Consider the following 15,240-nt stretch of genomic DNA (forward strand, 5'->3'; position numbering starts at 1 on the left):
CATATCACTTACTACCGTTTTTGTTTTTAGTTCCCGCTAATCCGCGATGAACCTTAAAAAAGCGGCTTTAAAGTTATTTTTTAAAGACTTATCGTCTAGGCTTTCAACGCACGTTCGCCTCGTGCGATGCCAACAACACCACTTCGAGCTACTTCAAGCACTTCCGTCACTTCAGACAGCGCCTGAATGAAGGCATCCAGTTTCTCGCTAGTACCCGCCATTTGAACCGTATATTGAGAAGCCGTAACATCAACGATCTGACCACGGAAGATATCCGCTGTGCGCTTCACTTCCGCACGAGCAAAGCCGCTCGCACGTACTTTTACCATCAACAGCTCACGTTCAATGTGTTCAAGTTCAGACACTTCTTGCACTTTTAGTACGTCGATTAGCTTATGCAGCTGTTTCTGGATCTGCTCAAGCTGCATTTCGCTCGAGTTAGTGGTTACATTAAGACGAGACAGCGTCGGATCATCGGTTGGCGATACGTTCAAAGACTCGATGTTGTAGCCACGCTGAGAAAACAAGCCAACTACACGAGAAAGCGCACCAGGTTGGTTTTCCATTAGTAGTGAAATAATGTGTCTCATATTATGTTCTCTCCGTTTTGCTTAGCCACATGTTATCCATACCCTCGCCTTTGATTTGCATTGGGTATACGTGCTCAGTGTCATCCACACTAATATCGACAAATACCAAACGGTCTTTCATCGCTAGTGCTTTTTCCAAACCTGATTCCAGTTCATCCGGAGATGAAATACGCATACCAACGTGGCCATAAGCCTCAGCAATAGCAGCAAAATCAGGAACAGAGTCCATATATGAGTTAGAGTAACGACCTTGATAAACAATGTCTTGCCACTGTTTTACCATGCCTAGGAAACGGTTGTTAAGGTTAATAATCTTAACGGGAATATTGTATTGCAGCGCAGTCGACAGCTCTTGGATATTCATTTGAATACTGCCGTCACCGGTTACTACAACCACTTCTTCGTCTGGTTTTGCAAACTTAACGCCCATACCAGCAGGCAGACCAAAGCCCATCGTGCCTAGACCACCAGAGTTAATCCAACGACGTGGCTTGTTAAACGGGTAGTATAAAGCAGCAAACATTTGGTGTTGACCTACGTCAGAAGCAACATAGGCATCGCCATTGGTTACTTTATGCAGTGTTTCAATTACTTGTTGAGGTTTGATGCGCTCAGACGATTTCTCGTAAGCTAGGCAGTCACGCTCTTGCCACTGCTTGATTTCACTCCACCAGCTTTCAATCGCTTCTGCATCGTTAGTGCCGCCTTGCTCAACGAGCAAGTTCACCATGCTCTCTAGAACCTTTTCAGCAGAACCTACAATCGGTAGATCCACTTTTACGTTCTTAGAGATCGAAGATGGGTCGATATCAATGTGCATGATCTTCGCATCAGGGCAGTACTTATCTAGGTTATTAGTCGTTCGATCATCGAAACGTACGCCAATACCAAAGATCAAATCCGCATTGTGCATCGCCATATTGGCTTCATATAAACCATGCATGCCTAACATACCCAAAGAGTTCTTATGGGTGCCAGGGAAAGCGCCAAGCCCCATTAGGGTGCTTACCACAGGTAAATTCAGTGCCTCTGCTAATTTTAACAGCGGCTTATCTGCCTCAGAAATAACCGCACCACCACCGACATAAAGTACCGGCTTCTTCGCTTCAAGAAGGGCTTTTAGCGCCTTTTTGATCTGACCTTTATGACCCGTAACCGTTGGGTTATACGAACGCATTTTGAGCGTTTCAGGGTATTCATAAGGAAGCTTGATTTGTGGGTTTAAGATATCTTTCGGCAGATCAATAACCACAGGACCGGGACGCCCTGTCGTTGAAATATAGAATGCTTTTTTAACGACTTCAGGGATATCTTCCGCTTTCTTAACTAAGAAGCTGTGTTTAACGATCGGGCGTGATACACCCACGATGTCACACTCTTGGAAGGCGTCGTTACCAATGAGGTTATTTGGTACGTTACCAGAAATAACAATCATTGGGATTGAGTCCATGTAGGCGGTTGCAATACCAGTAACGGTATTGGTCGCACCTGGACCAGAACACACAAGTACTACACCCGGTTTACCGGTAGAACGAGTATAGCCATCTGCCATGTGGGTAGCGGCTTGTTCGTGTCGCACTAATACGTGTTTAATTTCAGCAGTTTTAGCATGCAACGCATCGTAGATATCAAGTACAGAACCACCTGGGTAACCAAAGATTTGTTCTACACCCTCTTCAATTAGAGACTGCACCACCATCTCAGCGCCGGATAACATTTCAGCGCCGGATGACATGGCTGTTTCAGGTTTTGTTGTCATATTGCTCTCCTCACCAGTTTCCAATCATATTTGGTGAACATGTTGGGCTGGTTTTTTCATAGTCTAGGGCTTATTCGTAGCCTAATTCGAAATACTTCCACTTTTTCGGCTATGGCTGTCTGTCGTGATAACAACAAACAGTAATACGAAACAACTTTAACGCTTTATTATCATCTGGTCTAACACCTGTTATTCGGCAACTGTGCCAAAAAACCAACTATTAGCTCAAAGCATTAAATAAAACCCAACTCAGCCCCCCACGCTAGGTTTAAACACTAGTTATCGAACAAAAAAAAGCACTTAATATTTTAATAGATCGCTATTTATCGATAAACCGCGAGCTTGCTGGTGTGCGCTTTCGCACATTGTGCTGTGTCATTAGATACAAAAAAATCCCCCTAAAAATGCAATCACATTCGTAGGGGGATTTTTAAACAACTGAAAATTTATCTCAGTAGAAAACTACTTATCTTTCGACTTTTCAGTGTACATTTCTTCGATTTCGTCTTGATACTTATCGTTGATAACCTTACGGCGCAGTTTCTGGGTCGGCGTCAGTTCGCCATCATCCATAGAAAACGCTTTTGGCAGTAGCTTGAACTTCTTCACTTGCTCAAACTTCGCCAGTTCTTGCTGTAGGTCATTCACACGCTTTTCTAGCATCTCGACGATTTGGTGGTGCTTAACAAGTTCAACGCGATCGTGATACTTGATATTAAGCTCTTTGGCGTACTCTTCTAGCGAGTCATAACAAGGAACAATCAGCGCAGAAACGAATTTGCGTGTATCAGCGATAACAGCAATCTGTTCGATAAAGTGATCTTTACCAATCGCACCTTCAACCACTTGCGGGGCAATATACTTACCACCAGAAGTTTTCATCAGCTCTTTGATACGATCAGTAATGAACAGGTTACCATTTTCATCAAAATGACCCGCATCACCGGTTTTCAAGAAACCGTGCTCATCGAATGTCTTAGCTGTCTCTTCTGGCATCTTGTAGTAGCCACGCATCACCATTGGACCGCGAACAAGAATCTCGTCCTTAGCACCAATCTTAACTTCTGCGCCCGGCATCGACATACCGATAGAATCAGGGTTAAAGCAGCGGTCATCCCAGCAAGACACCGTTGCTGTGGTTTCTGTCATGCCGTAGCCAAGTTTTACGTTGATGCCGATAGCATGGAAGAAACGACCAATCGTCTCATCAAGCTTCGCGCCACCACAAGGCATGAAGTTGATATTACCGCCCAGCAGCGCACGCAATTTAGAGAGTACTAGCTTATCTGCTAATGCATGGCTCTTCTTCAGCATTAGCGAAGGAGTGCGACCTTCTTGGTGACAAACAGAGAGTTTCGCTCCCATGTTCACCGCCCAAGTAAATAGAACCTTGCGGATAAACGGCGCTTTCGAAACCTTCTCGTGAATCGCAGAGAAAATCTTCTCGTAGAAACGTGGAACCGCACACATTACGGTTGGCTTCACGTCGCTCAGCGCGTCACGCACCTGCATGGTATCTTGCAAGTAACAGTTGGTTGCGCCTTTATAGAGAACGTAGAACGTCCACGCACGCTCAAATACGTGTGATAACGGTAAGAAACACAATGAGACATCGTCTTTGCTTAAACTTAGACGCTCATCGTGGCCTTCTAATTGATAGCCAATATTGGTGTAATCAAGCATTACGCCTTTCGGCTGGCCAGTAGTACCAGAGGTATAGATAAGAGTCAGTAAGTCGTCCATGCTTGCATCTGCAAGACGAGCATCAAGTTCAGCTTGCTGAGCTTCAACACCGCGCGCCATGAAATCAGCCCAAGATACCGCAAAGCTATGGCCTTGAAGATCGATATCATCAGACATCGCGACAACCACTTCTAGCTGTTCACACTCTTCGAATAGGCTCACCGCCGCGTCAAATTGAACTTGCTCACCAACGAATAAGATCTTCACATCCGCATTTTGGATGATGTAAGACGACTGTGCTGCTGTGTTGGTTGGATAAATCGGCACAGTCACAAGACGAGCTTGTAAAGATGCAAAATCTGCCACGGTCCATTGAGGCATATTATTTGAATAGATACCGATCTTATCTTGAACTCTCAGTCCCTGAGCCAATAGTGCTAATGAAAGCGTATCGATTTGTTGTCCAAACTGTTCCCAGCTAATGCCTTGCCATACATTGTCTACTTTGTGCTTCAAAGCTGTACGGTTGCCGCCTTGGGCAATTTGGTCACGAAGTCTTTTTACGATATGAAAATCTAAATTGGCCATCTCTTTACCTTTAGGCTTACACCTGTAAGCTTTTTTGAGCGCACAAGTGTACCTCTGATCATGGAAAAGGCAACTGATGAAGCTCAAAGTTATAAGTAATAGTACGTCTAACGCTTAGTTTTCTACCTACTAAAATAGCGCGCATAAAAAAGCCCTAAGCCAGTCTCCTAGCTTAGGGCTTATAAATCATAGGGATTAGTGTCTAGTTAAGTGCCACTACTTCGCCACAGATCATCATTAACTGATCTCGTAACCAAATGTGTCCTTTATCCTTTTCACTTGATTCGTGCCAGCTTAGGAAGCCAGAAATCGCCGCATTATCGAATGGGAAATCTAGAATCTGAAGCTGCTCTTTGTTTGCTGCATGTTCTACCATCCAACGAGGAGCAATTGTTACTAGTTCAGACTGGCCTACAACGTAAAGAACGTTGCTCAAGCTCGTACCTTCGTAGAAAGGCGTGCAATCTAGGTCACGGTAAGCTTGCTCAGAGAAGCTACGTTGACCGTGGATACGAGACAATTTCGCGTGCTTTTCGTTAAGCAGCTCTGCCGCTGTTACTTCACCGTTAATGCGTGGGTGAGAAGCAGAAGCAACCACAACTAATTCGTCTTGGAAGATTTCAGTGCTTGAGAAGCCTTGCTCATCAAAACGAGCGTAATCAATAACGAAGTCGATTTCTTGGTAGCGCATACGCTCAGAAAGTTGACGATCGAATTCAGCATCCATGTGCAGTTTCACGCTAGGTGCTTGCTCGTTGATTGTCGACATAATCTTAGGAGCAAAACGCATATCACAAGGGCTGCAAATCGCTAGTTTGAACAGGCGAGAAGACGACTCTGGAGAGAACACAGAACTTGGTAGTTCGTTGCGTACTAACTGTAGCGCTTGGCGGATTGGACCAAACAACTGACGAGCACGTTGAGTCGGTTGAATACCACGACCTTGACGCATGAATAGTTCGTCGTTAAACATCACTTTTAGACGAGCAACAGCGTTACTTACAGCAGGCTGAGACATACCCAGATTGTGAGCTGCACGTGTAATGTTTTGCTCTTGCATAACTGCATCAAATACAGTCAAAAGATTTAAGTCGACTCCACGAAGTGTGCTTTCCATTCTGTAGCTTGCAATAGCACTCATTGCGTCTTTCTTATCTAACATTCAAGTTGCCTCTTGTCGGTTCGACAGCGTTAAATTGGTAATGGTATGAGAATAGATAACCACTAATTCTTATATTTATCAGACCGATGTTTTTCGGATTGACATTACTATTAACCAATACATCTCGAGCTACCAACAAGATTGATAAAGAATAATTTTATTTTACCTTAATGATTAAACAACATCTAAAAATCAATTATTTATAGAGTTATAAAAAAACATAAAATGCGTCACTTATGAGTTTAATTTCGACTTATTTAGCTGTTCTATCGTTTGGTTACATTTGTTACAATTTATTGAGCTCGTGAATTGTTCAACCGGTCAATTCAGAGATAGCACTTATGAGTTAGGTGAGCGATGCATAACTTGGAAAGTCGACCTTGTCCCAAAGTTGCTTTCTTAAATCATCTTGATTAGACCAATTCCCTGCTAATACCCACTCAACGAGTGCACTTGCCACGTCTGGATAGGTGACCACTTCGGCCTGTTTTTCACTGAGCCAAGCGCGCAAGATAGCCGCATCTAAAAACGTCATGGTTTGAGCTAACCCAAGGGCCTCTAGCGTCGCCACATTGCTCTGTTGTTCGAACTGTCCTTCGAGTGGTTTGAGAAGCAATTTCTTCCCCAAAGTTAGGGCTTCAGATGGCAATTCAAAGCCGCCATTTGCGACCACACCAGAGCACTGATTGAGGTCGAATTGAAAGCCCGCATGACTCAGTGGTTTGAACTCAATATTTTCGACTCGGCTATGCTCAATCACATCCGGGTGGTAACAGACAAAGTTTTGCGAAATGAACTTCATCAGCAGCTCTGAGATCGACTCAAGATCCTCAAATGGCAAATAGACCAACGTAAAGTCTTGTGCTGTTTTGGTTTGTTGCTCACCAACCAGCGTGTGAACGATAGGCGGCAAAATCGGCTGTTCAAAGTGATACCAGTGCAAGCCAATAGAGTGCTCGGTTGGGGCGAAATGTTGAATCACTGAATGTTCAATCCAGTTGCCCCCTTCTTTGGGTACATCATAACGAAACGCATTCTGGTGGCTTATCCCAATGCATGGCACACCTTGTCTCTTAGCCGCCCATGCAGTGACAGGCTCAAAATCATTAATCACTAAGTCATAAGGCGTAAGATCGATCTGGTTAATCTCACGGAGAAATCGCCAGATGTTGTTCTTCATGAATGTTTTGCCGTATTTAACCTGCCCCTGCTCGCTGTAAAAAGTTAAGCCGCTGCGGGTCTGATAGTTGCCAAACGCTTCCATCGAAAAGTATTTGCTCTCATCTCGCCCAGAGAACAGAAAATCGACATCAATATTTTGCTGACGAAAAGCGACGGCCATTGCTCTCGCTCGAGCGATGTGCCCATTTCCTGTGCCTTGTACGCCATATAAAATTTTCATGCATGTTCCTTTAAATTTACCACTTAAGCTCGGCAGTGGTTGCCAACAAAATAATTACAGGATGAAGCTGATAGCTAGGCTGGTACAAGCGATGCCCAAGGCTGCGCCAATCAGTACGTCTGTTAAAAAGTGCACACCAAGTAAGATTCGAGAGCCAGCAATCGCAGTTGCCCACACCAAGCTAAAGAGATATAAGCTCGGATAGAAATGTCCGATTAGGGTCGCCATAACAAAAGCCGCCGCGGAATGCCCAGATGGCAGGCTGTATTTATCGGATGGCACAATGTGGGAATAAAGCAGTGAAGAGAACTCTGCCGGTCTGCGACGTTTGAGGGTATTTTTCGCGAGCCAGTAGATAGGCAACTCGATGGCAAAGGCGGTTAAACCGACCAATAGAAAATCTCGGCCAGTACTGCTATCAGCCAACAAAGCAATCAATGCAATTAACACGTAAAGGTGTCCATCTCCAGTATGAGACACCGCTTTACTGAGCGTTGCATGTTGCCCGCTATAACGGTTTTTTAAACAGAAAACAGAAAATGCCACATCCCAACGGACAATAGGTTCGATTGTACGCATACGATCTCCTTAACAATCCTTATTCAGTTAAGGCTCAAGTTATGCTCAACAAATGACAGTTAAGTGACGTTTTGAATGAACTAAAATGAAATTTCCTTGGGATGCGCAGTGCAGCCGCTCGGGCCAAGGATATGAAAAAACACCCTATAAAGATAAAGCGGCACTAGGCCGCTTTAGTGTTTATTACTTATTTTCTTGCTTCCAATGTCTATAGCGAGAGAGGCTCGTGCTTTTTCACCAAACCGAAATCCGCCAATATCGCGTAGGCCGCTGGGATCATAAACAATACTAATAAGGTCGAGGCAAATATGCCGAATACGATCGAAATAACCAGTGGCTGGATAACCTGAGCCTGTAAGCTGGTTTCCGTCAACAGCGGTAGCAAACCTGCCGCAGTCGTCATTGAGGTCAAGAATACCGCTCGGAAACGCTCGCGACTGGCTTTCACCACCGAGTCATGCACGCTATCTCCCTCATCGACATGGTGACGAATGTACTGCACCAACAAGATGGAATCATTAACCACAATTCCGGCAAGCGACACAAAGCCCATCATGCTTGGCATACTCAAAGAATGGCCAAGTATCCAGTGACCAACGACCACCCCAATAAAAGCGAGTGGAATCGCTAACATCACGACCACAGGCTCTAAATAGCTTCTGAACTGATAGCTAAGAATCGCAAACACGCCGAATAAGCCGAGCAAGAATCCTTTGCCCATCGAAGCGCCAGTCTTGGCTGCATCCTTGGCCTCCCCTTCGAAATCAAAGCGTAAACCCGGGTACTTCTGAATAAGTTTGGCGGCTTCATCTTTTTGGAACTGAGCCAGAATCGCGGATGAACTCGCTTTCTTATTATCAATATCACCAAAGATACTGATGGTTCTCAGCCCATCAATACGTTGAATTCGCACGTAGTTACGTTGGAAATCTAATGTCGCCAAGGTTGCTAGCGGGATCTGACTGCCATCTGCGGTAATGATTGGGAAGTTAGCTAGCTGCTGTATGTCGCCCGCTTGCTCCTTATCAAGACGCACTTCAATCGAGATATTCTCAACACCGATTTGAATCTCATCCGCTGTCTGACCAAAGAAAGCCGCACGTAATTGGGAAGCGATCATCTGTCCATTCACATTGTAGGTCTCAGCGCCCGGACGCAGCTTCACCAAAATCTCTTCTTTACCCATACGCATGTCATCCAGCACGCCGTGCACGCCATCAAACTGATTAAGGTATTCCTGAATATCCAAAGAAGCCGATTTCAATGCGCTCAGGTCATCATGCTTAGCACGAATCTCAATCGCACGGCCGCCCGGTCCCATGGTCGGTTGCTTGAAAACTAACGAGATAGGATCAGCCAAGTCACCGATGTCTTCTCGCCATGCATCAATAAAGTCATCAATAACCGTGTTACGGCTCTCAGCTCCGCGTAAGTCTAAGCGCACGGTAGCTAAGTGCGGACCAGATTCGTTGGCATCTGCGTTGGCATTAAATTGGCTAGTAATGTGCTCAACCAAGGTGTTGCCTTCTTCGACCTCTTCGCTCCACTGCGCATTTAAACGCTCGGCTGATGCTACAATCTTATCGACCACTATCTCGGTTTGAGACAGTGACGCCCCCGGCGGAAGAATAATACGCGCCTCGGCAATATCACCATCCAGCTCTGGGAAAGGTTGAAACTTAACAACACCACCAGCAATCAAGGCGACTGAAAGCAACAACAGCGTAATCACTCCGCCCATAAAGGCGTAGCGGAAGGTCACGACTTTCTCAACCATGTTCATCAAAGTGGTATTACGGAAGTTCTCAAACTTCTCAAGCAACACCACTTTAAAGCGCAACGCTGGCTTATCATTTTTTTCTTTATGTAATGAATGAGATAAGTGATTAGGTAGAATCAGGAAGGCTTCAATCAAGCTCAACGACAGCACCAAAATCAATACTTGAGGAACGGCCTTAAGCACCGCGCCCATCTCACCATCAAGAAACAGTAAACTACCGAAAATACACACCGTGGTTAGGAAAGAAGACAACACTCCGGGAAGCACCTTCTTAACACCGTTGTACACCGCATCGTCAACGTTTTGCCCCCGATCTAAATGGGAGGCTATCGATTCGGCGATCACGATGGCGTCATCCATCATAATACCGATTGCCATCAACAACCCGACCAGCGACATAATGTTAATCGACAAACCAAGGTTGGCCATTAAGAACAAGCCACCAAGGAAGGCAACTGGCAACCCTGCCGCCACCCAAAATGAATAACGTAAGCTGAAGAACAGCCACATAGTTGCGAACACCAGCACAATACCTTGCCAGCCGTTGCGTACCATCATGGTTAAACGATCCCAAAGCACAGACGAGAGATCATTGGTCATTTGCAATGTCACACCATCAGGGGCAATCGTGCTTTGATCTTCAACGAATCGGGTCACGTTCTCTTTGATTCGCAGCGCATCATCTTCTTTGTTTTTGCTGATCTTCAATAGCGCAGAAGGCTTACCATCAAACAGTACCTTCTGTTCATCAAGCTCAAAGCGGTCGGTTATTTTGGCTATGTCCCTTAAGCGAATCACCGAACCATTAGGCGCAGATCCAACCACGATGCTTTCCAGTTCAACAGGCGTAATTCGTCTCTCGTCGAAACGAATCAGAAAGTTTTTGTCTGGTGTTTCAACGTTACCACTCGGCAGTTTTACATTTTGACGGCCAATCTGATCCGCAATATCACCGACGCTCAAACCCAGCTGACGAATAGCTTGGGTATCCAGTTCCACTCGATATTGATGATCCGAGAAGCCGCTAACCTCGACCAAAGAGACATCGTAATCAAGCTTCATGGTACGCTTAAGATCTTCCGCGTAGGCCTTAAGTTCCGGCCACGACGTTTCGGCTGTTATAGCGATATCGACAACTGGTTCATTCCAATCTAGCTCTTGAACAACAGGCGATTCAATCTCAGTTGGGAAGTCATTGATCGAGTTGATCTGGGTTTGCACGTCCACCAGCATTCGGCCGATGTCCGCTTTTTCATTTAACTTGAGAATTAAACGGGCGCTGCCTTCGATCGCTTCACATTGAGTCTCTTCAATGTTGGCTAAGCCGTCTACTGCATCTTCCATTCGTACACACAAGCTCTCTTCCACTTCTTGTGGAGAGGCGCCGGGATAAACGATGGCTGCCATAATGTAAGGCGGATCATAAGCGGGGAAGGTTTCACGTTTGATGGTTGATAATGAGCTTATACCCATGATCAACAATCCAAGCATCAACAAGTTGGCTGCTGTTGGGTGCCTAGAGAAGAACTTGATCATGACGCACTCTCCTGAGTATCCGATTCAAGCTCAGCCTCTTCAGAGTTCGACTCTTTCAATAACATGCCCTCGATAGCTGGCAGGACATCATTTAGAACCAACTTGTCTCCGGTTTGTAGCTCGCCACTCACAACCACTTGATTGTCTCTGCGATAAAGCACTTCAACATTCACCACTTGCAAACGCTGATTGTCATCCATCAAGTAAACCTTATCACCATGCAGTGCTCGCTCCGGCACAACCCAACTCAGATTCGCTACACCTTCAATCTCGGCTTTTACAAACATACCATTAACCAACGGCGTTGCGCTGTCTGGCTGCAGTTGTGAATAGTCTTGAGCGATCTCGAGAATAATCCCCGCCGTCGCTTGGTTTTCATCAACCGTTTCGCTGATTCTTGCTACCTTCGCAGGCCAGCTAAGATTCAGGTTACCGCTGTTAAGTTGGATGCTTGCTTTGATTGGCGCTTCATAAGGATTAGGAATTCCTGCGGTATCGCGAGGGAACTGCTTAAAACTGGAGGCTAAAGTTTGTATATCGTGAATAGAAAGTTGCGCCTCCACTTCCATGACATCAATCCCGTGAGCAATAAACATCTCTTGCTGAAGGTTAACCACTTGATTTTGCTCGATATAAACTTGAGCAACTCGCATCGCTCTTGGTAAAGTGACGGTAGTCTTATCGAGAGAGCGCTGCGCCTCTTTGACTTTAGATACATTGACCTTAATCACCGCTTGCGCAACACGTTTTTCGTCTGGCATTAATGCGATTTGGTTCGCGATATCTAATACCAACTTCTGTTGAGATAGCGCACTTTGTTTTTGTAGATCGACATCCGATTGAGAGGTGAGCCCTTTCTTACGCAGATCCTGTTTACGTTGTAACTCTTTATTACTGATCACTAAGCGATTCTTTTCGATCTTAAGAGTCTGATTAAGGTTGTCTTCTTCTTGATTCAATTTCGCTAATGAGGTTTGGCTTGATTTTAGATCCGCCTCTGCTTGTATCAGTTTCAATTCGTAATCCAATGGATCAACCTTGAGCACGACCGTTCCTGCAGGGATCACCTGGCCTTTTTCAAGATCTGGATGTCGATACACGATCTGTCCTGTCACCTCAGCAATCGCTTTCCATTCAACTTTAGGCACTACTTTGCCAAAGCCGACCGCTAACGGCGCTATCAGTTGTTGTTCTAGGCTCACAGTATCAACTAAGCGAGCCCTATCACCCGCAGGTTTGGTTGGAAGATCCGGCTTCAAGTTAATCGCGGCGACAAGGCCAATAACACCAACCGCAAGTGCTGGAAAGAAGAGTAGTTTTTTATTTATTTTCATTATCTTTGGTCCTGCACGGAAGAAGGGCTCGGTGCGTTAATAAAGCCTTCAGTCATCAATTGAATGTTGTGTTCGATTAAACGATTAAGAAATTCTTCATTAATCTCAATCCCATGAATTGCCAATAAAGGCGGCGGAGCGATGAAAGGAAACACCATCAAGCTTACATACGAAATACGGCACAATTTTGGATCCATGTTCTGTTTTAAGATGCCTTGTTCAACCAACTTTTCAAAAATGACATCTTGGGCTGGCTTTGCAACATCGAGGAAAACCTTTTCGAGCAACTCTCTTTGCACTTCAGAGGGAGGCATATTCATCACTTGGGCTATCAAGCGAGGAAACTTCGGCACTTTGACCATCTCTTTGTAGTAAGTCCGCATTAAATCAAGAAAGTTCTCATGACTGCTTTCATCAACGAGTCTCTGCATTTGTAATTGCATAGGGCGTAATGTTTCACGCAGCATCGCCTCAAACAATCCGGCTTTACTGCCAAAGTAATAGCGAATCATCGCAATATTCACACCCGCTCGCTCAGCAACTAAGCGAGTCGATACCTTGTCGTACGGTTGAACCACGAACAGATCTCGAGCGTGCTCAATGAGTAACTGCCGTACATCTAGATTCTGTTGAGGTCGCCCTGCTTTACGCGCTGCCATCACTGAGACCTATCCCTATAATTAATCACACGATTAATTATAGGGATAAATCGACATGGTTGTAGAAGATTAATTACTCACTATTTAATCAAATGATTAATTAATTTAGCCACCCTTTTAATTTTATTGGTGAATCGTTCCATCAAAAAGATTTACTACAAAGTTTTAACCTACACATCAGCCAAACGATAAACTAACCGCCCAGTACAAAACACTCAATCAGCTGATAACACCAGCAAACAACACGCAAGCAGCACAAACCAAAAAAAAACACCGCCAAAGCACGCTTATATTGGATTTTCTTGTTTGACGCTCAGAATAAATTGCGGTAAATATGGTGTTAACAGTTTATTTACGGATATTTGTGTAATGATTTTTTCTTCTTCTCGACTGCTGAAACTTCTCCTTATCGTGAACCAATCGCGCGGGTAAGTTGTGGGTCAAGAACTACACAAATATTAAAACCCGCGCTGAGCGGGTTTTTTTGTAACTGGCACTTTTAAAAGAACATCATTCTTAATAATAATTTGGATAGCAATCGATTCATTATCGATATAAGGAAGCACCCATGAACGATCAAGTGATAATTTTTGACACGACCTTACGTGATGGCGAGCAAGCGTTGGCTGCAAGCTTAACGGTAAAAGAGAAATTACAGATCGCTTATGCACTTGAACGACTGGGTGTAGATGTTATTGAAGCGGGCTTTCCGGTGTCATCACCAGGCGACTTTGAGTCAGTACAAACCATCGCAAAAAATATTAAAGACAGCCGAATCTGTGCACTTTCTCGTGCTGTAGCGAAGGATATCGATGCCGCTGCAGAAGCGTTAAAAGTCGCTGAGCAGTTCCGTATTCACACCTTCATTTCTACATCAACGGTTCACGTGCAAGATAAATTACGCCGTAGCTACGACGATGTTGTCGATATGGCAGTAAAAGCGGTAAAGCATGCGCGCAACTACACAGACGATGTTGAGTTCTCTTGTGAAGATGCAGGTCGTACGCCTATCGATAACCTATGTCGTATGGTTGAAGCGGCAATCAACGCGGGCGCGAAAACCATCAACATTCCAGACACAGTGGGCTACACAGTACCTAACGAGTTTGGTGGCATTATCAAAACGCTATTTGATCGCGTTCCAAACATCGACCAAGCAATCATCTCTGTTCACTGTCACGATGACTTGGGTATGTCGGTTGCTAACTCAATTGCTGCGGTACAAGCCGGTGCTCGTCAAGTTGAAGGTACTATTAACGGTATCGGTGAACGTGCGGGCAACTGTTCTTTAGAAGAAATCGCAATGATCATCAAAACTCGCCAAGAGTTACTAGGTGTTCATACTGGTTTGGATCATCAAGAGATTCACCGTACCAGTAAGTTGGTTAGCCAGCTTTGCCACATGCCAATTCAAGACAACAAAGCAATCGTCGGTGCTAACGCATTCAGCCACTCTTCAGGTATCCACCAAGACGGCATGCTTAAGAACAAGAACACTTACGAGATCATGACTCCTGAGTCTATTGGCTTGAAAAACAAAGCATTGAACCTAACCAGCCGCAGTGGTCGTGCAGCCGTTAAGAGCCACATGGACGCAATGGGCTACAAAGACAATGAGTACAACCTAGATTCATTGTACGAAGACTTTTTGAAACTGGCTGACCGTAAAGGCCAAGTATTCGATTACGACCTAGAAGCACTAATGCACTTCGCAAATCTACGTGACGAAGATGACTTCTATAAACTTAACTACCTAAGCGTACAATCTGGTAGTGTTATGTCTACCACCAGCATCAAGCTGCAATGTGGTGATGAAGAGAAATGCGAAGCGGCTGTCGGTAACGGCCCGGTTGATGCTTTATACCAATGTATCTACCGCTTAACGGGTTACGAAATTGCATTGGATAAATTCGACCTTACCGCGAAAGGTGAAGGCGAAGATGGCTTAGGCCAAGCTGATATTATTGCGAACTACAAAGGCCGCAAGTACCACGGTACAGGCGTTTCAACGGATATCGTTGAGGCCTCTGGTCAGGCGCTACTGCACGTTATTAATAGCATTCAACGCGCAGACACCATTGCTGAAATGAAACAGCAAAGAATCGCAACAGTTTAAACACCCAATAACAGAGCCCTAGAGCCGATGTTATTGGCTTTAGGGACAAAAT

Annotated in this window: 10 protein-coding genes; 1 reads left to right on the forward strand and 9 read right to left on the reverse strand. The window is 44.9% G+C overall.

What is annotated here, in order from left to right:
• Window positions 1–95: 95 nt before the first annotated feature.
• The 9 genes from ilvN to AB6E78_RS09790 all read right to left on the reverse strand — a co-directional run bounded on the left by ilvN (window position 96) and on the right by AB6E78_RS09790 (window position 13,072).
• The gene (ilvN, locus tag AB6E78_RS09750; protein WP_008219984.1) at window positions 96–590 is read right to left on the reverse strand and encodes an acetolactate synthase small subunit; all 495 of its coding nucleotides are present in this window, start codon (window positions 588–590) and stop codon (window positions 96–98) included.
• A 1-nt stretch (window position 591) separates the two neighbouring features.
• Complete coding sequence (locus AB6E78_RS09755) at window positions 592–2,349, reverse strand: acetolactate synthase 3 large subunit (RefSeq protein ID WP_017062926.1); 1,758 nt, start codon at window positions 2,347–2,349, stop codon at window positions 592–594.
• Window positions 2,350–2,811: 462 nt separating this feature from the next.
• Window positions 2,812–4,620, reverse strand: a complete 1,809-nt coding sequence (locus AB6E78_RS09760; RefSeq protein ID WP_102393664.1) for a long-chain fatty acid--CoA ligase — start codon at window positions 4,618–4,620, stop codon at window positions 2,812–2,814.
• Window positions 4,621–4,822: 202 nt separating this feature from the next.
• A complete protein-coding gene (gene leuO / locus AB6E78_RS09765; protein WP_137001755.1) occupies window positions 4,823–5,782 on the reverse strand; it encodes a transcriptional regulator LeuO in 960 nt (319 codons plus the stop codon).
• Between the two features lie 346 nt (window positions 5,783–6,128).
• Window positions 6,129–7,184 (reverse strand): MJ1255/VC2487 family glycosyltransferase, encoded by a 1,056-nt coding sequence (locus AB6E78_RS09770; RefSeq protein WP_017068817.1) that lies wholly within the window; start codon window positions 7,182–7,184, stop codon window positions 6,129–6,131.
• 54 nt (window positions 7,185–7,238) lie between these two features.
• A complete protein-coding gene (locus AB6E78_RS09775) occupies window positions 7,239–7,763 on the reverse strand; it encodes a phosphatase PAP2 family protein (RefSeq protein ID WP_123285532.1) in 525 nt (174 codons plus the stop codon).
• Window positions 7,764–7,971: 208 nt separating this feature from the next.
• A complete protein-coding gene (locus tag AB6E78_RS09780; RefSeq protein WP_372133367.1) occupies window positions 7,972–11,079 on the reverse strand; it encodes an efflux RND transporter permease subunit in 3,108 nt (1,035 codons plus the stop codon).
• Window positions 11,076–12,413 (reverse strand): efflux RND transporter periplasmic adaptor subunit, encoded by a 1,338-nt coding sequence (locus AB6E78_RS09785; RefSeq protein WP_372133364.1) that lies wholly within the window; start codon window positions 12,411–12,413, stop codon window positions 11,076–11,078. Before AB6E78_RS09785 ends, AB6E78_RS09780 begins: the two co-directional genes overlap by 4 nt.
• Complete coding sequence (locus tag AB6E78_RS09790; protein ID WP_017062933.1) at window positions 12,413–13,072, reverse strand: TetR/AcrR family transcriptional regulator; 660 nt, start codon at window positions 13,070–13,072, stop codon at window positions 12,413–12,415. The genes AB6E78_RS09785 and AB6E78_RS09790 overlap by 1 nt, the downstream gene beginning before the upstream one ends.
• 568 nt (window positions 13,073–13,640) lie before the next feature.
• On the opposite strand from AB6E78_RS09790, the gene leuA reads away from it, so the two are divergent.
• Window positions 13,641–15,188: a 2-isopropylmalate synthase gene (gene leuA / locus AB6E78_RS09795; RefSeq protein WP_017066940.1), complete on the forward strand. Its 1,548-nt coding sequence runs from the start codon at window positions 13,641–13,643 to the stop codon at window positions 15,186–15,188.
• The last annotated feature ends 52 nt before the right edge of the window (window positions 15,189–15,240 follow it).

The sequence above is a fragment of the Vibrio sp. 10N.247.310.98 genome (assembly GCF_041467395.1).
Taxonomy (GTDB): Bacteria; Pseudomonadota; Gammaproteobacteria; order Enterobacterales; family Vibrionaceae; genus Vibrio; species Vibrio crassostreae_C.